Here is a 21,869-nt window from a genome sequence, read left to right as displayed (position 1 = left end):
CTTTGTCATCATGCTGAACAAGATTATACAATTGTCATTGCGCAATCGCGTCGTAGTGATAATATTGGCCGGATTGTTACTCCTTGCGGGAACAACAGTGCTTCTGCGCATGGAGGTCGACATATTCCCCGACCTTAATGCCCCCACGGTTGTCGTGATGACCGAGGCGCCGGGATTTGCACCCGAAGAGGTTGAAAAGCTTGTGACATTTCCCGTTGAAACGGCAGTAAACGGAGCCACCGATGTAAGGCGTGTGCGCTCTTCGTCGGCTACCGGATTTTCGGTAGTTTGGGTCGAATTTGATTGGGGAACCGACATATACCGTGCCCGACAGATTGTGTCGGAAAAACTTGCCGCAGTGGCCGAAACACTTCCTCCGGGAGTAAGCACTCCCGTTCTTGGCCCTCAATCGTCGATTCTTGGCGAAATAATGATCATCGGCCTTACCTCCGACTCTACATCAATGGGTGACCTGCGCACCCTTGCCGACCGTGTGATTCGTCCACGACTGCTTGCCATGGGCGGAGTGTCGCAAGTATCGGTCATAGGCGGTGACATAAAGGAGTATCAAATCAAGATAGAGCCTGAACGGATGCGTCACTACAACGTGTCGCTTACCGAGATACTTGATGCTGCATCGCAGGTAAATGCCAATGCCGGAGGCGGCGTTCTCTATGAATATGGCAACGAGTACATCATCAAGGGCGATGTCAACACTTCATCGGTCAACGCCATCGGCAAGTCGGTGGTACGAAGTGATGAACGAGGCACCGTGCTACTTGAGGATGTAGCCACAGTAGCCACCGGCAACAAATTGCCGCGTATCGGTGTGGCATCGGAGCGCACCAAGCCCGCAGTGCTAATTACCGTTACGAAACAACCCGGCACAGGCACCATCGCCCTTACCGAACGCATCGAGGACGAGCTCGCCGTCATGCGTCACACCCTGCCCTCCGATGTCAACGTATCAACCGACATTTTCAAACAGAGCGACTTCATCGACAATTCAATAAGTAATCTGCAACAGTCACTGTTTGAAGGCTCAATATTTGTCATCGTAATTCTGTTCTTCTTCCTGATGAACGTGCGCACCACGCTTATATCGCTCATTGCATTGCCTCTGTCGATTATCGTGACGGTGCTGGTGTTGCACTTCCTCGGCTTCAGCATCAACACAATGAGCCTTGGCGGTATAGCTATTGCAATAGGCTCGCTCGTCGATGACGCCATTGTGGATGTGGAGAATGTGTATAAGCGACTGAGGGAAAACCGCAAATTACCCGAAGATAAACGCCGCAGAACAATTGATGTCGTATTTGAGGCATCTAAGGAAGTGCGCATGCCCATCTTCAACTCTTCGCTTATAATCATTGCGAGCTTCCTTCCCTTGTTCTTCCTTCAAGGCATCGAGGGTCGAATGCTCATCCCTCTCGGCATATCGTTTATAGTAGCCTTGATTGCATCGACAATTGTAGCACTCACTTTGACACCGGTATTGTGCAGCTACCTGCTTAACAATCCGGGACAGGAAAAATTGAGCAATGAACCTTGGGCAACGCGCAAATTGAAAGCTGCCTACAGCAAAGCTCTTGGATTCTCATTTGCTCACAAGAAAGGTGTCCTAATCGTCACAGGCGCTCTATTCGCCCTCTCTATCGGATTGTTCTTCACCTTGGGACGAAGCTTCCTCCCCTCGTTCAATGAAGGCTCGTTTACCATAAATGTAAGCTCGCTTCCCGGAATCTCGCTTGACGAGAGTGACAAGATAGGACGAATGGCCGAAGAGATGATACTGTCGGTACCCGAAGTAAAAACCGTTGCACGCAAAACCGGCCGAGCTGAACTTGACGAGCACTCGCTCGGTGTCAACGTATCGGAAATCGAGGCTCCCTACAAGCTCGACAAGCGAAGCCGCGAAGAGGTCGTAAGGGAACTTAGAGCAAAACTCAGCGAAATTCCCGGAGTAAACATAGAGATAGGCCAGCCCATATCCCACCGCATCGATGCAATGCTTTCAGGCACCGAGGCGCAGATTGCAATAAAAGTTTTCGGCGATGACCTTGAGAAGCTCTATTCACTCGGTACCGACATCAAGAAAAGCATATCGAAGATTCCCGGTATCGTAGACATAAACATAGAGCAGCAGATAGGTCGCCCACAACTCGATCTGCGTCCGCGTCGTGAAATGCTTGCGCGTTACGGCATTCCTGTCAGCAAATTTGTGGAATTTGTCGATGTGGCATTGGCCGGACAGGTTGTCAGCCAGGTCTATGAAAACGGCCTCCCCTACGACTTGACGGTAATTGTCGACGACAATTTGCGCAACTCGATGGAAAACATATCCAACCTTATGATTGACAGCAATCAAGGCAAGATACCGTTGAGCTACGTAGCCGACATCGTATCCACTACGGGGCCCAATACCATCAATCGTGAGAATGTAAGCCGACGCATTGTCATTGCCGCCAATGTCGACGGACGCGACCTGCGAGGTGCCGTAAACGACATAATAAAGACAGTCGACAAGGAGGTAAATCTCCCCGAGAACTACTACATCAATTATGGCGGACAGTTTGAGAGCGAGGCCGAAGCGTCACGCACTCTTGCCCTCACCTCAATCGGTGCGTTGATTATCATTCTCATGTTGCTGTACTCGGAATTCCGTGACATGAAAGAGTCGCTCATAATATTGATCAATATGCCACTGGCAATGATTGGCGGCATCATAATCTTGTGTTGCACATCAGGGGAGCTTAACATTCCTGCGATAATAGGATTCATCTCGCTGCTCGGAATCACGACACGTAACGGCATGTTGCTTATATCGCGTTACAATCATCTGCTTGCCGAAGGTCAAGGATTCATGGAGTGCATACGCCGTGGCTCAACCGATCGACTGCTCCCCATTGTAATGACGGCCCTGACATCGGCCCTGGCGCTAATTCCCCTCGCATTGCGTGGCGGCGAACCCGGCAATGAGATTCAATCGCCTATGGCCATTGTGATTCTCGGCGGATTGTTGACTTCAACAGTGTTGAACATATTCATTGTTCCGATAGTGTTCTATCTGACCTATCATAACAGAATCAAAAAATGAACAACTTCGTGAGTTTAGCAGTTGTAATATTTATTAACTTTGCATCCTAAATGATAAAATAACGATATAACCAGATGAAGTCTTTAATCGGAATCACAACTATTCTGACAATCTCATTGAGCGCTCAGGCCCAAAACTTCGACCAATTGCTGAATTCAGTCCTTTCAAATAATCAGGCGGTGGCATCGTCACGTTATGCCAACGAAAGTGAATTGTTGAACCTGAAAAGTGAAAACAATCTTCCCGACCCGGAAGTGGAGGTCGAATACCAGTGGGGACGACATGAGGTTGGTGACAAGTTTGACATAAACGTTTCTCAAGGATTTGACTGGCCCGGAGTGTATAGAGCACGAGGCAAGGCCATTGCCACAGCATCACGGGCAATGGAGTTTCTCGACCGCAGCAACTATATCGATAAAAAGCTTGAGCTTAAATTGCTCTTCATCGACATCATAAACGCGCGTAAGAACATCGCCCTGCTCAAAAGCCGCATAGGCATAATGGATGAGCTTATCGACAAATACACCCATGGCCAGGAACGTGGAGAGTTGACAATACTCGATATAAATAAGATTAAAATCGAAAGAGCAAAACTTAACAACTCTTTATCATCGATTGAATCGGATTATGAAATGCTGTGCTCGACATTAGTCGGCGAAAATGGCGGCAAGGAGTGCAACTCATTGATCGAACAGCTTAATGAATATCCCGACGACATGATACTGCCTGTCGATAATTACGAGAAGATGCTCACCGAAAACAACCCGATGAACAACTACTCGTCGCTGATGTCACAGTCACAGGCCCAGATGGTACAGGCCGAAAAACTGAGCCGGTTACCCGGATTCACACTAGGTTATCACCACAGCTGGGAGGACGGAGATGTGTTCAACGGTCTTGTAGTAGGCATGACTCTTCCCTTCTTCTCAACACGCCACAAGGTGAAAGCGGCAAAGGCTATGCAGCAGTCACTTGCCTATCAGGAGGAATCGGTTGCATCACAGCTGCACGCCACGATGATGGGCAATCGCAATAAAGCGCTCAGCCTCCACCGTCAACTCGATTCCTACGGCAAGGCACTCGGTAATGACGACAATGCCCGACTGTTGAAAATGGCCCTTGACGGAGGACAGATTTCGATACTTGACTATCTCGGAGAGATGGCCTATTTTCTCGAAGCCCGTCAGGATTATCTCGATCTGCAATACCGCTACAATCAAGCGCTGGCCGAACTGAACAAGTACACGCTCGTGACCGAATAATACAATTATATTACATTAACTCATTCACGGAAAACGCTCTGAACCTTTTATGGTTTGGAGCGTTTCTATTATACATAAAAAACTTATTGAATTATGGAAACTAACATTTATTCTCAGCCAAAACTACCTTATGCTCCCGATGCACTCGCTCCGATTATAAGCAGCGAGACCATAAGCTATCATTGGGGTAAACACGAGAAAACATATATTGATAATCTTAACAAGCTTATCCGCGATACCGAATGGGAGGACATGCCGCTTGAGGACATAATCAAGAAGGCATCAGGTCCGCTGTTCAACAATGCATCGCAGGCTTGGAACCACATATTCTACTTCTTCTCATTCTCGCCCGATGGCGGAGGAGAACCCGAAGGTGACCTCGCAGAAGCAATAGTACGCGAATTCGGGTCATTTGAGGAATTCAAGAAACTGTTTGAAGAGGCAGGTGTAAACCTGTTCGGTTCAGGTTGGGTATGGCTTTCACAGGATGGTGACGGACGACTCTTTATAACCCAGGGACCGAATGCGGCTAATCCCCTCACTCAGGGATTGACACCTATTCTTACATTCGATGTATGGGAACACGCCTACTACCTCGACTACCAGAATCGCCGAGCCGAAGCCTTACATAAGCTTTGGGACATCGTCGACTGGGATGTAGTCGGCAGTCGATACACCAAGAAATAAAGAATCGTACTTTTCTCATATACGCGCGAGAGCGCAAAACCGACTATAGCACTTTTAAGCATAATGTGATGAATGAAGAGCAAGGGACTCGTGAGAGCCCCTTACTTTTTTTATGTGGGTTTGTAAGGCAACGACGCTAAACAATAATGTTAAATGCTATGTTTTATTAGATATAATTTCAACTTTTATGGATAATGTAACTAAACCCATACCGGATCATAAAAGAGGTGCTAAGCGGAGAATATTGCTTATTCTTCACATTCTTGTGTTGTTGATGTCAATAGCCTTGATAGTGCTGATATCCTACGACGCATTCCGTAACATATCGTTCATTGCCAATGAAACGTATCTGAAATTGCAATTCTGGATATGCCTGTTCTTCATCTTTGACATTGCGGTGGAGTTCTTTCTATATCCCAAGAAATGGACCTATTTTTGCCAGCATCTACTGTTTTTCATTGTCAGCATTCCCTATCTTAACATAATAGCCTACTACAACATCCAGCTGTCACCCGAAATGCTCTATCTTGTGAGATTCATACCCATGATTAGAGCCGCCTACGTACTTGCAATAGTGCTCGGAGTGCTGTCGACCGACAAGATTTCGAGTATGTTTGCCGCTTATGTCGGTCTGCTCATCACGACGGTCTACTTTGCAAGCCTGATGTTTTTCATCGAGGAACATTACGTTAATCCCGGAGTGACTACATTCTGGTCATCGCTATGGTGGGCATTTATGGATGTAACCACAGTAGGATGCAACATCAACGCCATAACGCCCACCGGCAAGGTTCTCGCTGTAATACTGGCGGCCGAAGGTCTTATCCTCTTCCCGGTATTCACAGTCTACATAACCAATGCCATGACACGCAAAGGCACCGACAACACAACGCAGGGCAACAACACGACATCGAAGCCCGCCACCGCTACAGCCGCTCCTGCAGCCGCCTCCACAGCATCAAATTAGTTTATGATATCGAATTTTTTTCGTATCTTTGACTTCGTCATATAAATTGTGCATCATCGAGCCCCGAAACTGATTCATCGGCTTGATGATGCATAGTGTAGTAAGAAACTTAATCAGAAAACAACACAACAAAATTATGAATCTACAATCGACCATATTGGCGTTATCGCTGATAATACTTTCCACAACGGCAATAAACGGAGCCGACAACACACCGTCGTCATCAACTGTGTTTTCACGCGTAGAGAGTCCCGACATACCTTCGTTGATAAAGTTTGCCGACAAGACAATCGACCTTGACCGAACCGACATGTACGAGCGACTTGACCGTGAGCTTACATCAATGATATACACCCATGGCAATACACTGCTTGTGCTGAAGCGTGCCAACAGATACTTTCCCGAACTTGTACCCATACTGAAAAAGAACGGAGTTCCAGAGGACATGATATACCTTGCCTGCATTGAAAGCACGCTAAATCCGCGAGCCTATTCAAGCGCAAAGGCGGCCGGACTGTGGCAATTCATTTCCTCCACAGCCAAGCAATATGGCCTTGAAGTCAACGAGTATGTCGACGAGCGTTATCATCCCGAAAAAGCCACAGCAGCGGCATGCCGTTATCTGAAGTCGGCATATTCCAAATACGGCAACTGGGAATCGGTAGCAGCCTCCTACAACGGCGGCATGGGGCGAATAACCAAGGAGCTGTCGGCACAAGGTGTATCAAGCGCCTACGACCTCTATCTTGTCGATGAAACGGCTCGTTACATCTATCGCCTGCTGTCGATGAAGCTGATTATGGAGAATCCGGCAAAATACGGTTTCAGACTTTCATCCGACCAGCTTTATCAGCCTATACGCACAAAGACCGTAACCGTAAACGGCCCTGTGGAGGACTGGCAGAAGTGGGCGTTTGACCACGACATAAACTACATGATACTGCGCGAATACAATCCCTGGATCAGAGCGAAATCGCTTCCCAACAAGACGGGCAAGACCTATGAGGTAAAGATACCGCTGAAGGAAGACCTGAACCGCTCGACCCAGCAAAAGAGCGTCTACAATAAGAACTGGGTCATAGATTGATGCGACAATCTACGACCAGGACTTATTAAAACCCGAAACAATATATGGAAGAGAATCAAGAAGTGCTTTCGGTACTCGGTGCAAGAGTACATAATCTGAAAAACATAGATGTGGACATTCCGCACAACAAGCTCACGGTAATTACCGGATTGAGCGGCAGCGGAAAGTCATCGCTGGCTTTTGACACGATATTCGCCGAAGGCCAGCGTCGCTATATCGAAACATTCTCAGCCTATGCACGCAATATGCTCGGAACGCTTGAGCGGCCCGATGTCGACAACATATCGGGACTAAGCCCCGTAATCGCAATTGAGCAGAAGACCATCAACCGAAATCCGCGAAGCACAATAGGCACCACGACTGAAATATACGATTATCTGCGTCTTCTGTATGCTCGCGCCGGAGAGGCCCGAAGCTACATAACGGGAGAACCGATGCTGAAATACACCGACGAGAAAATCGTTTCGATGATTCTTGAGAAGTATATCGACAAGAAGATATACATTCTCGCTCCGCTTGTTAAGAACCGAAAAGGCCACTACAAGGAGCTGTTTGAGCAACAGCGCAAAAAAGGCTACCTCACGGTGAGAGTCGACGGCGAAATGCGTGAAATCACATTCGGCATGAAGCTCGACCGTTACAAAAATCACTCCATCGAGCTTGTAATCGACAAGCTGAAGGTCAACCACAAGGATGTGACGCGACTGCGTGACTCGGTGAACAAAGCACTTCAGCAAGGTGGAAAGCAGCTGATGATCTATGATGTGGAGGGTGATTCAATAGGTTACTACAGCCAGTTGCTGATGGATCCCGTCAGCGGAATATCCTATCGTGAACCGGCTCCTCACAATTTTTCGTTCAATTCACCGCTCGGAGCGTGTCCTACATGCAAAGGCCTCGGATATGTCAACATCGTCGACCGCTCGAAGCTCATACCTAACGACAAGCTGTCGATACACGAGGGAGGCATAGTGGCCTTGGGTTCCTACAAGAATTCGATGATATTCTGGCAGATTTCAGCCATCTGCGAGAAGTATGGCTACACGATAAAGACTCCGATAAAGGATTTGAGCGAAGAGGCGCTGAATGACATCCTGAACGGCACCAATGAACGCCTGCAGCTAAAGACTGACAGCCAAAGCACATTCAACTATTTCCAGACCTATGAGGGACTGGTGAAGTACATCGAGCTTCAGCAATCGGAAGATGCTTCGGCCAAGGCGCAAAAATGGAGCGGACAATTCTATTCGCGCTGCGTGTGTCCCGAATGTAACGGACAGCGGCTGAACAAGGAGGCACTTCACTTCTTCATCAACGGCAAAAACATCGCGGAGCTTGCCGCGATGGACATATCGGCACTCTATCAATGGATGCTCACCGCCGAAGAGGGAATGTCGTCGCAGCAGGCAATGATAGCGCGTGAAATTCTCAAGGAGATAAGGACGCGACTGAAATTCCTGGTGGATGTGGGCTTGGAATATCTGTCGCTCAACCGCAACTCATCGACCCTCTCAGGAGGCGAAAGCCAACGTATAAGGCTTGCCACACAACTTGGATCGGAGTTGGTAAATGTCATGTACATTCTCGACGAACCGAGCATAGGCCTCCACCAACGCGACAACAAAAGGCTTATAAACTCCCTGAAAAGGCTGCGTGACGCCTATAATTCAATAATAGTCGTAGAGCATGACAAGGAGATAATGCTGGAAGCCGATTACGTGGTCGATATCGGCCCCAAAGCAGGTCGCAAGGGCGGTAATGTGGTATTTGCCGGAACCCCGTCAGAGATGCTTAAAACCGACACATTGACCGCCCAATACCTTAACGGCGCCAAATGCATAGCAATCCCTGAAAAGCGACGCGAGGGCAACGGCAAGTTCATAACGCTGTCGGGGTGCACGGGACATAATCTAAAGGATGTGACACTGAAATTGCCGCTTGGCAAATTCGTGTGCATAGCAGGCGTGTCGGGAAGCGGAAAATCAAGCCTCGTAAACGGCACGTTACAGCCTATATTAAGCCATCATTTCTATCGCTCGCAACAAGAACCGTTGCCCTACGAGAAAATCGAAGGCATAGACAACATCGACAAGATCGTGACAGTCGACCAGTCGCCTCTCGGCCGCTCGCCACGCTCCAATCCGGCCACATATACCGGAGTGTTTGCCGACATACGCAATCTTTTCGTAAATCTTCCCGAAGCCAAAATACGTGGATACAAGCCAGGACGCTTCTCGTTTAATGTCGCAGGAGGACGCTGTGAAGCCTGCAACGGCAACGGATACAAGACGATTGAAATGAACTTCCTGCCCGATGTGCTTGTGCCGTGTGAAGTGTGCGGAGGAAAGCGTTACAACAGGGAAACCCTTGAGGTGAGATTCAAGGGCAAATCGATTGCCGATGTGCTCGACATGACGATAAACCAGGCCGTAGAGTTCTTCGAAAGCGTGCCAAACATCCTGAAAAAGATAAAGGTGCTTCAGGAGATAGGATTGGGCTACATCAAGCTCGGACAACCTTCAAGCACACTGTCGGGAGGTGAGAACCAGCGTGTGAAACTTGCCACCGAACTATCGAAAAGGGACACAGGAAACACTCTGTTCATCCTTGACGAACCTACGACCGGATTGCACTTTGAGGACATAAACGTGCTTCTCGGCGTCATCAACAAGCTTGTCGAGCGCGGAAACACAGTGCTCGTCATCGAACACAACCTCGATGTGCTGAAATGCGCCGACCATATTATAGACATGGGACCCGAAGGAGGCAAAAACGGAGGCTGCATAATTGCCGAAGGTACTCCTGAAGAAGTCGCACGTGGAGATTCACCCACAGCAATCTATATTGCAAACGAATTGAAACAGCAATAATTGTACTCAATATACTGAGTCGCTGTCGTTTAAATTAACGGCAGCGACTTTTTGTTTATAGCAGATTGCCATATTGCACACCAACTACCATAAAATCCAAAATACCACAAAGAATTTATGCTGCAAAACATATAAAATAATTTGCATAATATGTTTAAATATTAAGAGTAATGGTGAATAAACTTTAAATATCCGATTTATAGGCACTTATCGGGTTAATAACTACTAAATCGATAAGCAATTCAATCAAACATAATGTTAGAATATAAACAGAGGTTTGATCGACTACAAATTTACAAATGAAACACATATCTATGTGTTTGCAAATTTGAAATAGCGAAATTCAATTTGCAAATCCGCAAATGCAAATTACAACTCGATTTACAAACAAATCCAAGTTGCATTTGAATACAGATAATTTACACTGCGAAACGTTTTCGATTCTTAAAATTGCCGCCTCAAATCTATTAACAAAAGCCAATTTTACCACTTAACACTCCTAAATATTTAACCTAATTAACCAATCCCCATATATATTATTTAAAATCGATTAAGTATTACTTTAACTATTCTGCCGCAAATGCAAATTACTTTAGCTTTTGCCATTCATGGTATAATATAACTAATTAATAATCATATATATTATATTCAAATATTAAAGTTAAAGCATAAGCAGATTTACATCTTCCCCACCCTGTTGTACTTTGCAACCAAAATCAAATTTGCAAATGCATTACAATAATTTTCATTATCAAATTTGGAATTTACAATTTAATTAATTACATTTGCACATCCTAATTACAAAATTAAACACCAATGGATATAGCTTCACGCATCAAAATTTTCATGGATTATTTGGGAATTCCCAGTTCTCAATTTGCCGATACATGCGGAATCCCGCGTCCATCCCTGTCGCAACTGCTGAATGGACGCAATAAAAAAGTCAGCGATGAAGTCATCGGCAAAATTCATGACGCCTACCCGTCGCTATCCGTCCTGTGGTTGATGTTTGGCGAAGGGAGCATGGTGCCTGATGCAAATAACGAAATCTCAGAGCCTGAAAATGACCTGTTTTCAGCATCTCAAGCAGCCGAATCAAATGATAATGAGGGATTTGCATTGGATTCCGACTTCGTGCAAAGTGAAGTGCTTCAAATGCCGGAAAAAATTGATGAATCGGCAAACAGCATAAAACGCCCTATTCGCAAGGAAAACAACGTTGCCGACACTGTACAGCCAGCACCGCAGGCCTCAATGTCGTTGAATTTTGACAACACAAAGAAGATTGTCAACATCATGGTGTTTTATAACGACAACAGTTTTGAATGGTTCGTACCCAAATCATGACGCAATTAATCATCTAAGCCTACTTTTTCAAACAGCAGCCTTTAAGGTATGCTGTTTTTTTCTTATTTTTGCGAATAATCAAAAATCATTTTCACAACAACATGAAGAAATTCATTCTTGATTTTACGGTAGTTGAAAATCGTCGTCTACACGACCTGTATTCACTACTCATCCTGCGTCCTTGTCAGGGAACACTACCCGACATGTTGCCGGGACAATTCGTACAGGTGGCTGTCGACAATTCAAAGACCACCTATTTGCGACGCCCCATCTCCATAAATTATGTGGATTACGAGCAGAACCATCTGTGGCTGCTTATTCGTAAAGCCGGCGACGGCACAGCCGCTCTTATAGAAAAAGAGAGCGGTGACATTGTAAATTTGGTATTGCCGCTGGGCAACTCATTCACCGTCCCCGCTCCCGGCAAGAAGGTTCTTCTGACCGGCGGAGGCGTAGGTGTAGCCCCGATGCTCTATTGGGGAAAATGTCTTAAGGAACATGGAACCATGCCTGAGTTCCTACTTGGAGCCCGTTCGGCCGGCGACATCCTTGAGCTGGAGGAGTTCAAGGCAATCGGAAAAGTAAACATCTCAACCGAGGACGGCACTCTCGGCGAGAAAGGCCTCGTCACCACCAACAGCGCCCTGTCGCAACATTGGGATATGATATATTGCTGCGGTCCGGCTCCGATGATGAAAGCCGTTGCAAAAGTTGCACGATCAATAAATGCCGAATGCGAGGTGTCATTGGAAAACATGATGGCCTGCGGCCTCGGCGCCTGCCTGTGCTGTGTCGAGAACACTGTGAAAGGCAATGTATGTGTATGTACTGAAGGTCCCATATTTAATATAAATAGTCTGACATGGCAAGATTGAATGTAAACATAGGAGCACTCAAGCTGAAAAATCCCGTGCTTACCGCATCGGGAACATTCGGCTACGGCGAGGAGTTTGCCGATTTTATCGATTTAAGCCGACTTGGAGGCTTCATAATAAAGGGCACGACACTCAATCATCGTGAAGGCAATCCCTATCCCCGCATGGTTGAAACCCCCTCGGGAATGTTGAATGCGGTAGGACTGCAAAACAAAGGCGTCGATTACATGATCGAGCACATCTATCCGCGCATAAAGGATGCCGGCTCCGAAGTAATCGTGAATGTTTCCGGTGCTACAGTTGACGACTATGTAGCCGTTTGCGAAAAACTCGCTCCGCTCGATGCCATCAACGCCATCGAGGTAAACATATCATGCCCCAATGTAAAGCAAGGCGGTATGGCATTCGGCACCAGCTGCTCGGGAGCCGCCGAGGTGACGCGTGCCGTAAGACGCACCTATCCAAAGACCGTAATAGTAAAATTGTCACCCAACGTGACATCCATCGCCGAAATTGCAAAAGCTGTTGAAGCGGAAGGCGCCGACTCGGTATCGCTCATCAACACCCTGCTCGGAATGTCGATTGATGTTGAACGACAGCGTCCGCATCTGTCAACCATCACCGGAGGGCTCTCTGGAGCCGCTGTACGCCCCGTAGCCGTGCGTATGGTATGGCAGGTAGCCCATGCAGTCAAAATCCCCGTAGTGGGCCTTGGAGGCATCATGAACGGTCGTGACGCTATAGAGTTCATGCTTGCCGGTGCTCGTGCCATAGAGGTAGGTACGGCCAACTTCATCGACCCCGCAGTGACGATTAAGATAATCGACTACATGAACGACTACTGTGAGCGACACGGAGTCGATGACATCAACGACATAGTGGGAATGATATAAATTCCTGTCCTTATAAAATAACGCGGGGCGAAGGATTCATTTAGAACACTTCGCCCCGCGCATATTATTATAACAAATACTATTTCAAATATCGATTTTCGAGTTCCTTGTATTCGGGAGTGAACTTTATCTCCTTTATCCATTTATCGATGCTGTCGCGCATCTCGGGACGCTTATTGCTCACTATCCACGATTGGAATTGGGTGAATGAGATGTCGGTCGATATGTCAACATCGGGATAGTCCTTTGCCATGGCTTCAGCCACACGCTCATTTATTACGGCCTGCTTTATTTCGCCAAGAGCTGTCATCAGGAATAACTGCTCAGGACCATAAAGCTTCTCATGCTCCACGTATATTGTGTCGCCTATCTCATGGCCCAGATTGATTATGCGACTCTCTATCGACGAACCGTCGACAATCCACACCGTGTCGCCCGCCAAATCAAGCTGATTGTTGACCCTTGCGTTACCCGAGGAGTCGCGCAGCTGCACCAGCACCTGCTTGTCGAGCAAAACGGGTTCAAGGAAAGCGTAACGCTCCTTGAATTCGGCGGTGAGAGGGATGTCGGCGGCCAATATGTCGTAGGTGTCGTTTTCTATATATTGCAGAGCCTTGGAAAGCGTGACCACCGGATGAAACTTCAACTTAAGACCGTGACGCTCCGCAATCATGCGCATAAGGTCGTAATTGAATCCGCCAAGGGTATCCTCTATTGTATAGAACGAAATCGGCGAATACTCGATAGCGACATCGAGAGTGTCACCTCCCGACGGGCGAAGCTCATCGGAAAGATAGCTGCGATTGCATTTGCGAAGCGAATAAAACAATCCGACTATCACGATAAGCAGAATCAGGTATAACACCACATGTCCGCGTGATGCAGGTTTAATCGGTCCCATCAGTTAGCAAAGTCTATTGAAAGTCCTATCTGGAATTTGCGGGGATTAAGGGGATAGTGAGGCATCGAGAAATAGTTGTTGCTCGTCATACCCTGGTTGAAATGGCTGAACATGACATAAAAGCGTGTCTTGCTCAACTTCATGTTGACATAGGCATTCATGAACGGATATCCTCCGCAATCGATTTCATCCTGATTATAGAATGTCATAGTCGCAGGCTGATAACCGGGAGCCTTGTACTTGGTGTAGTAGTCGCAGTCGACACCGAGCTGCACATCAAGCACGCGAGCCACCTTAAACGAAAGGAACATATTGGAGTAGATCGCCAGCTTGGGGAGCGGAATTATGTCCTGCTCCGACGATGTCTGATAAGTCACCTTGTTGTTCCAGTTAAAGGGGCCGAATGAAAGATCCTGGTTAAGCGTGGCACTGAATATCTGCACGCTTCCACCATGCTGCACCGGCATGCAGTTTTTATTGAAATAGATGTAATTCTGAATATTTTCAACACCTGCCGTCAGGAAAGTGCCGGTGTGCGGAATCGACAGGCGACCGCCCACCCTGAAGCTGCGAGTTTTGCCAAAATCGTTATCCCAGATGAAGTGATTTGACACGTAATGGTTCATCAGATATGGAGCCGCTTCATTCCTGAAACGACCGTATCCGGTTATCGTAACTGAATCGCCAAGCAATTTGAATCGTGTCGACACACTGCCGTCGATGTCGAGATCGCCTACCACATCTCCGATAAGACCGAAACGAGCCGTTGCCTCATAGGTCAATAACGAGCCATACTGTTTGGTCAACTGGCCCCCTACCCACAGCAGATTCTGTTTAGCGCTCTCAGGCACCTTATTTACGGGGTAAGGCGACAATCCCTCAGGCAGCGAAGGCAATCGGTCGATAGTATCGGTCGTCTGAGTATAGCTGCGTATTTCGTGAGTTACAAATGCTGCTGCTCCAAATTTGGCAAACTTGTTAAACTCCTCAAGCAGCGACACTCCAAGTGTATTGGTCAATGACCAATATTTAGTGTGGTCGTCGGTTCCGTCAAGATTGAGATAGGTGTTTTCCCAATAGTCACGTTCCGAAGCCACTTTGTTTTTGAATGTATGACGGCCCGATTTGTAGTCGAGCGTCCATATAAAGCTCGACACGGGTACAAACGTTTCAACCGTAGTGGAGTCGTCGATTTCCTCTTCCTTCCAGAATCCCACCTTATAGGCATTATTGACATAAAACTGTGCGCCTACTACACGATTGAACGCACCTGTAAGATTGGTAGGGATAGCCTTAGGCTCAATCTTATTCTGGCCGGCCTGAAGCTGTGCCGGGTCGGTTATATAGAGGTCGTCGGTTATTCCTCCGTTCTCCTGACCAAGCATATTCCAGTGGTTAAGGAACGCTTGCATCTCATATCGATCGCCCATGTACGATCCCGACAATCCCCAGATAAGATCCTTGGTGGCCTGATAGTCATAACTACCCTTCGAGTATATGTAGTCAATCATTGCGCCTATCTGGGCCTTCTTGTTCACGTTGCCTGAAAATGTCGTTTTCAATCGGTCCTGAACATTCTCCTTGCCTCCGCCCGTATTGTAGGAGAGCAGAGTCATAGGTATTCGGGTGTTGTAGAACTTGTGGGTCGACAGCGAAGGCAGCCAAGCATAAAGCGCATCCTTGAAGAAGAATTCGCCCATTGGCTCTCGGTCAAAGAATATCATGTTCTGTCCCGCCGCACCAAGATTGCCGGTAGTGGCATAAGCCGACGACACTGCCGACGGCACCGACTCCTGCGCGTAGTTATAGAGTGTGGTGTCGATGGTTGACGGCTCCCTCAATCCCAACGGGGGAAGCATTTTCCATGCATAGGACGGTGCTATTACCGGGTCCTTTGCCTGCATTACCGCAATAGCGGCAACGACAAGGCCTGTTATAAAGATAGTTTTCTTCATTGTAACGCAAAGTTACACCAAAACATGCTAATAATCGGCACTATGAGCCAAAAAATTCACCCGCGACATGCTCCTTTGCAGGCAATTGTTACAATAAAGGGCCGTCCTACACAATGAGGACAGCCCTTTAATGCTTTATTCGGCCGCGATTAATTGCCCAATTCCGAGAGGAACTTTATTCGCATAAGCCTTATCTCTTCTTCCGTATATTCGGAGCCGAGTTCGTTTATGGCATCCTCCAAAGCGTCGCTTTCGCTCTCCTTGAAGTACTCGAATATATCGAGCTGACGGTCTTCGTCCATAATCTCGTTAAGGAAATAGTCGATGCTTATCTTCGTACCCGAGTAGACTATAGCCTCTATCTCGTCGAGAAGCTCGCCAAATTCAAGGCCCTTGCTCTCAGCCAACGAATCAAGTGCTATCTTACGGTCGATACCCTGGATTATCGATATCTTAAGCTTGCTCTTGTTGGCGACGCTGCGCACCCTCAAATCCTCGGGGCGCTCGATTTCATTCTCCTCCACGTGGGTCTTTATGACCTTTATGAACTCTTCGCCATATCGCTTTGCCTTGCCGGCTCCCACACCCGGGATGTTCTGCAGCTCTTCGATGCTTATAGGATAGGTAGTGGCCATGGCTTCCAGCGACGGATCCTGGAATATCACGTAGGGAGGCAGTTCGAGTCGCTTGGCCAGCTTCTTTCTCAAATCCTTGAGTATGTTATACAACTCCGGATCGACCGCACAAGCGGCTCCGCTCTTCACAACCATCTCTTCCTCCTCTTCGTTGAATTCATTGTCCTCTACAATCTTGAACGAAGTAGGTTTCTTATAATACGCTTTACCTTTAGCGGTGATTTTCAATAGTCCGAAATTCTCGATGTCGCGGTCAAGGTATCCGGCTATTATGGCTTGTCGTATCACTGTATTGACAGTGCGAGCGTCACTACCCTGCAGACAACCGAATACTTCCAGGTCATCGTGATTGTAAGACTTGACGGTAGCCGTATTGTTTCCCAGCATAACGTCGATTACTTGGTCGGACTTGAATTTTTCTTTAAGTGCGGCGACAGTTTCAATCACGGCACACAATTCATCTTTAGCTTCCACTTGTTTTTTGGGATTTAAACAATTATCACAGTTCCCGCAGTTGTCCTCATTGTACTCTTCTCCGAAATAATGCAACAACGATTTTCGACGACATATCGACGATTCGGCATAAGAGGCGGTTTCAATAAGCAATTGCTTTCCTATCTCCTGTTCAGCCAAAGGCTTTCCCTGCATGAACTTCTCCATCTTCAAGAGATCCTTGTTGATGTAGAACGCTATGCACTGCCCCTCTCCGCCATCTCTTCCGGCTCTACCGGTTTCCTGGTAGTAACCTTCGAGCGACTTGGGGATATCGTAGTGGATTACAAATCGCACATCGGGCTTGTCAATACCCATGCCAAACGCGATAGTGGCAACGATTACATCCACTTTCTCGAGAAGGAATGCATCCTGATTGGCCGACCTGGTGGCTCCATCCATACCGGCATGATAAGGAAGAGCCTTGATGTTGTTTACCTTCAGAATCTCGGCAAGTTCCTCGACCTTCTTTCGACTCAGGCAGTAGATTATTCCGCTCTTGTCGGGATTGGCCTTAATGAACTTGATTATGTCGCGGTCGACATTGGCCGTCTTGGGTCGCACTTCGTAATATAGGTTGGTGCGATTGAACGACGACTTGAACACAGCGGCATCCTGCATACCAAGATTCTTCTGTATGTCATGCTGAACCTTCGGTGTGGCCGTCGCAGTAAGAGCTATTACAGGACGACGACTTATCTCGTTTATAATCGGGCGTATGCGTCGGTATTCAGGGCGGAAGTCATGACCCCACTCCGAAATACAGTGTGCCTCGTCAACGGCATAAAACGAGATGGGAACTGTTTTAAGGAATTCAATATTTTCTTCTTTGGTGAGCGATTCAGGTGCCACATAGAGCAGCTTGGTCTTCCCTGCTATTATATCGCTCTTGACTTGATCGATTGCAGTTTTATTTAGAGAGGAGTTCAGGAAATGGGCCACATTGTCATCCTCACTGAAATTGCGCATGGCATCGACTTGATTTTTCATCAATGCAATTAGCGGTGAAATGACAATGGCCGTACCCTCCATCAATAACGATGGCAATTGATAGCATAATGACTTGCCACCGCCCGTAGGCATCAAGACAAATGTATCATTCCCCGCAAGAAGGCTGGAAATGATTGCCTCTTGATTACCTTTGAAGGTGTCAAATCCGAAGTGCTTCTTAAGCTCTTCTGTAAGAACTATATTCTTTGCCATGGTTGTAAGATTTTGATGGTTTCTGTCAATCTTTATCTTGTCTTTTTCAGCTTCCGGTTTTATTGATTTATTTCAAAATTGGCTTTCTTAAGTTTTTCGAGCGCGTATTCACGCGTCACCTCGAAAGTTTCGGGCTTTTCCGTAGGAATATCAAACATGGAGTCTATCATGATCGACTCGACAATCGAGCGCAATCCACGAGCTCCAAGCTTATATTCAATGGCTTTGTCCACAATGAGGTCGAGTGCGTCGTCGCTAAACGACAACTTCACACCGTCCATCTCAAACAACTTGACATATTGACGCACGATGGCATTCTTAGGCTCGGTGAGCACCCTGCGCAAAGCATCGCGGTTAAGCGGTTCAAGATTGGTGAGAATGGGCAATCGCCCTATTATCTCCGGTATGAGGCCAAACGACTTCAAGTCCTGTGGAGCTACAAATTTCAGATAGTTATCGCGCTGAATGCGCTGACGGGCCGGGTCGGTCGAGTATCCCACCACATGGGTGTTGAGCCTGTGAGCTATCTTCTGCTCGATTCCATCAAATGCACCTCCGCAAATGAACAGGATATCCTTGGTGTTTACGGGAATCATGCGCTGCTCGGGATGCTTGCGGCCTCCTTGAGGCGGTACATTCACGATTGAGCCTTCGAGTAGCTTAAGCAAGCCCTGCTGCACACCCTCGCCGCTCACATCACGTGTAATCGACGGATTGTCGCCCTTACGGGCTATCTTGTCAATCTCATCGATGAACACTATACCCTTTTCAGCCTTAGCGACATCATAGTCAGCGACTTGCAGCAATCGAGTGAGAAGGCTCTCTATATCCTCGCCCACGTAACCGGCCTGTGTCAGCACCGTAGCATCGACTATGGTAAACGGCACATTGAGCAACTTGGCGATTGTCTTTGCAAGCAATGTCTTGCCGGTACCGGTAGGCCCTACAAGGATTATGTTGCTCTTCTCGATGTCTACATCGTCATCCTGCTTTTGCGAAAGACGCTTGTAGTGATTGTAGACGGCCACCGAAAGATACTTCTTGGCATCGTCCTGCCCGATTACATATTGATTAAGGAATTCGTATATCTCCTTCGGCTTGGGTATGTCGGTGAGTGAAGTGGCTTCCTTGGAGGCCGCCTTGTTCTCGCGGTGATACTCTTCGAGCATTCCGCTTATCGCCGCTACACATTCTGCGCATATATAGGTGTTGGCCTTGTCGACTGAAGGCACCAGGGCCTCAGTCATGTTGGCCGGACGACCACAGAACGAGCATTTAGCTGTGTCAGTGCTTTTTGCCATATATCACAGGACCGTAGGGTTAATGTTTAGCCTTTACAAGGACCTTATCGATCATGCCGTAATCCTTGGCTTCCTCAGCCGTCATCCAATAATCGCGGTCGGAATCCTTTTCGACTTTTTCAAACGGCACGCCTGAGTGCTCGGAAATTATCGTATATAATTCCTTCTTTAATTTTTGAATCTCACGGGCAGTAATCTCGATATCGGAAGCCTGACCCTGAGCGCCGCCCATGGGCTGATGAATCATGACTCTTGAATGACGAAGCGCAAATCGCTTGCCGGCGGTACCGGCCACAAGCAGCACGGCAGCCATCGAAGCGGCAATGCCTGTACATATAGTAGCTACATCGCTTGAAATGTATTGCATAGTGTCATATATGCCAAGACCGGCATATACCGAGCCGCCGGGTGAGTTGATGTATATCGACACATCCTTACCGGGATCTGCCGAGTCGAGGTACAGAAGCTGAGCCTGTATGACATTGGCGGTATAGTCATTGACATCGGTACCAAGGAATATGATTCTATCCATCATCAGTCGTGAGAAAACATCCATTTGTGCCACATTTAGCTGGCGTTCCTCTATGATGGTAGGTGAAATGTAGCTTGAGGTGATGTTGGAAGCATTTGTGGCTGCGACATATTGGTCGAGAGCAAGTCCGTTCATGCCCAAATGCTTTACGGCGTAATTTCTAAAGTCGTTGTTCATATAAGTACGTTACATTTTAGTTTACTATTCAAAGATACAAAATAAATATTAGATTACTGCAAAAAAATAACGGTGATGTTTTTCTTTTTTTGTCAAAAAAATCGGGACGATGCTTCCGCACCGCCCCGTTATCATTCAAGAATATGCTGTTGAATTATTCCTTGGTAGCAATTTCCTTAAATTCGTCGAGAGAAACGGTCTTATTATCGACTGTAATCTTATCCTTAATGGCGTCAAACAGCTTGACATCGCCTACCTCTTCAACGATACGCGGACGGTAGTTCTTGTCGGCGAGAATGCGGCGGGCATAGTCGGTCAACGTGTCGTCATCCATATTTGTCATGCCGTACTGAGCGAACTGTGCGCGGGCAATCATCTTGGCGTGATTTATGAGATCCTGCTCTTCGATCTTAACCTGGCAGATGTCGGCAAGACGCTCCTTCACGAGCTGCCACTTCAGCGACGGCTCCATCTTAACGTATTCAGCGTCAACGTTCTCAGCGGTTACGCCCTCGTTGCGACGCACGAGCCACTTCTTAAGCACCTCGGCGGGAAGTTCCATGTCGCCGTATTTTGCCATCATGGCCTTCTCGACATCAACGCGGAAAAGCATTTCGCTGTTACGTGCGAGCTCGCGGGCAATCATCTCCTTGACACCGTTGCGATACTCCTCTTCATTCTTCGCCTTGTCCTTACCGAGCACGTTGTCAAAGAGTTCCTGATTGAGTTCGGCGGGACGAACGACTATGATTTCAGAAATTGACATTTCAAAGTCGCCCTTTATGTCAGCGGCCTTATCCTTGTCAACTCCGAGCATTGATGAGAGCTCGGCGGCATTGCCTTCGCAAGTCTTCCAGGGGTTGAACACAACCTTGTCGTTAACCTTCTTTCCGATGAACTTGTCGGCCTGCTCCTTATCCTTGAAATACATAGGAGCTACGATGCCGTTAAGCATCTGGATGGCATCCTCTTCGGTCTTTACAGTGCCGTCCTCGTTAAGCTCCATGATCGAACCCTTTACAAGTGCGTTGGGCTCAACTTCCTCGCCGGGCACCTGTGCGCCGAAACGCTCACGGAAGTTCTTGTCCTGCTCATTGATCATCTCATCGGTAACTTCGATGGTGTAATAAGGAACGGTAGTGTCCTTACCTGCCTCAATGTTGAGTTCAGGAACGAGGGCGAGTTCATATTGGAACGTGAAGTCCTTCTTGTTCTTAAGGTCGAGCTCTACTACATCCACGGGAAGCGGTTCGCCAAGCACACCAAGCTTGTTGTCGCGGATATAACCTACAACTGCATTGTAAACTTCATTGTTGATAACATCGCTTGTAACCTGCTTTCCAAAACGGCGGTTAAGTTCGCCGAAAGGTACATGACCCTGACGGAATCCGGGGATATTGTGCTTCTTGCCAATCTCCTTAAGTTCCTTGGTCACCTTTTCCTTGTAGTCATTCTCCTCAATCGACACGGTGAGTATTGCGCTCACATTGCCGGTCTTCTCAATCGATACGTTCATAAGACTGTATTAATATTTAATTTCTTTATAGTTCAAAATCGGAGTTAACGCCGTCACGTCCAGCCGATTAAG

General features: G+C 47.3%; 15 protein-coding genes. 9 read left to right on the top strand and 6 right to left on the bottom strand.

Annotation, left to right across the window (positions count from 1 at the left end; genetic code table 11):
- The first annotated feature begins 10 nt into the window (after positions 1–10).
- The 9 genes from E7746_RS05440 (at position 11) to E7746_RS05400 (ending at position 13,085) form a co-directional block, all read left to right on the top strand.
- Positions 11–3,097: an efflux RND transporter permease subunit gene (locus E7746_RS05440; protein WP_136410105.1), complete on the top strand. Its 3,087-nt coding sequence runs from the start codon at positions 11–13 to the stop codon at positions 3,095–3,097.
- Positions 3,098–3,171: 74 nt separating this feature from the next.
- Positions 3,172–4,359 carry a TolC family protein gene (locus E7746_RS05435; protein ID WP_136410104.1) on the top strand — a complete coding sequence of 396 codons (1,188 nt, stop codon included), beginning with the start codon at positions 3,172–3,174 and terminating at the stop codon, positions 4,357–4,359.
- A 93-nt stretch (positions 4,360–4,452) separates the two neighbouring features.
- The gene (locus tag E7746_RS05430) at positions 4,453–5,046 is read left to right on the top strand and encodes a superoxide dismutase (RefSeq protein ID WP_135946232.1); all 594 of its coding nucleotides are present in this window, start codon (positions 4,453–4,455) and stop codon (positions 5,044–5,046) included.
- Between the two features lie 187 nt (positions 5,047–5,233).
- On the top strand, positions 5,234–6,013 hold the full coding sequence (locus tag E7746_RS05425; protein WP_136410103.1) for a potassium channel family protein: 780 nt from the start codon (positions 5,234–5,236) through the stop codon (positions 6,011–6,013).
- A gap of 136 nt (positions 6,014–6,149) precedes the next feature.
- Positions 6,150–7,100 carry a lytic transglycosylase domain-containing protein gene (locus E7746_RS05420; RefSeq protein WP_168184305.1) on the top strand — a complete coding sequence of 317 codons (951 nt, stop codon included), beginning with the start codon at positions 6,150–6,152 and terminating at the stop codon, positions 7,098–7,100.
- A 44-nt stretch (positions 7,101–7,144) separates the two neighbouring features.
- On the top strand, positions 7,145–9,970 hold the full coding sequence (uvrA, locus tag E7746_RS05415) for an excinuclease ABC subunit UvrA (RefSeq protein ID WP_136410101.1): 2,826 nt from the start codon (positions 7,145–7,147) through the stop codon (positions 9,968–9,970).
- Positions 9,971–10,786: 816 nt separating this feature from the next.
- Positions 10,787–11,317 (top strand): helix-turn-helix domain-containing protein, encoded by a 531-nt coding sequence (locus tag E7746_RS05410; RefSeq protein WP_136410100.1) that lies wholly within the window; start codon positions 10,787–10,789, stop codon positions 11,315–11,317.
- Between the two features lie 101 nt (positions 11,318–11,418).
- Positions 11,419–12,192 (top strand): dihydroorotate dehydrogenase electron transfer subunit, encoded by a 774-nt coding sequence (locus tag E7746_RS05405; protein WP_136410099.1) that lies wholly within the window; start codon positions 11,419–11,421, stop codon positions 12,190–12,192.
- The gene (locus E7746_RS05400) at positions 12,180–13,085 is read left to right on the top strand and encodes a dihydroorotate dehydrogenase (protein WP_136410098.1); all 906 of its coding nucleotides are present in this window, start codon (positions 12,180–12,182) and stop codon (positions 13,083–13,085) included. Before E7746_RS05405 ends, E7746_RS05400 begins: the two co-directional genes overlap by 13 nt.
- Before the next feature lie 79 nt (positions 13,086–13,164).
- Here E7746_RS05400 and E7746_RS05395 read toward each other — a convergent pair whose 3' ends face one another.
- The 6 genes from E7746_RS05395 to E7746_RS05370 form a co-directional block, all read right to left on the bottom strand.
- Complete coding sequence (locus E7746_RS05395; protein WP_136410097.1) at positions 13,165–13,986, bottom strand: transporter substrate-binding domain-containing protein; 822 nt, start codon at positions 13,984–13,986, stop codon at positions 13,165–13,167.
- On the bottom strand, positions 13,986–15,941 hold the full coding sequence (locus E7746_RS05390; protein WP_136410096.1) for a putative porin: 1,956 nt from the start codon (positions 15,939–15,941) through the stop codon (positions 13,986–13,988). Before E7746_RS05390 ends, E7746_RS05395 begins: the two co-directional genes overlap by 1 nt.
- Positions 15,942–16,090: 149 nt before the next feature.
- The gene (recQ, locus tag E7746_RS05385; RefSeq protein WP_136410095.1) at positions 16,091–18,271 is read right to left on the bottom strand and encodes a DNA helicase RecQ; all 2,181 of its coding nucleotides are present in this window, start codon (positions 18,269–18,271) and stop codon (positions 16,091–16,093) included.
- A 59-nt stretch (positions 18,272–18,330) separates the two neighbouring features.
- Entirely contained in the window at positions 18,331–19,572 is a 1,242-nt protein-coding gene (clpX, locus tag E7746_RS05380) for an ATP-dependent Clp protease ATP-binding subunit ClpX (protein WP_136410094.1), read from the bottom strand.
- Between the two features lie 19 nt (positions 19,573–19,591).
- Positions 19,592–20,281, bottom strand: a complete 690-nt coding sequence (gene clpP / locus E7746_RS05375) for an ATP-dependent Clp endopeptidase proteolytic subunit ClpP (protein WP_123396663.1) — start codon at positions 20,279–20,281, stop codon at positions 19,592–19,594.
- Positions 20,282–20,435: 154 nt separating this feature from the next.
- A complete protein-coding gene (locus tag E7746_RS05370; RefSeq protein ID WP_136410093.1) occupies positions 20,436–21,797 on the bottom strand; it encodes a trigger factor in 1,362 nt (453 codons plus the stop codon).
- Positions 21,798–21,869: the final 72 nt, after the last annotated feature.

The sequence above is a fragment of the Muribaculum gordoncarteri genome (assembly GCF_004803695.1).
In the GTDB taxonomy this organism is placed as follows: Bacteria; Bacteroidota; Bacteroidia; order Bacteroidales; family Muribaculaceae; genus Muribaculum; species Muribaculum gordoncarteri.
This window is presented reverse-complemented; position numbering and strand designations above follow the sequence as displayed.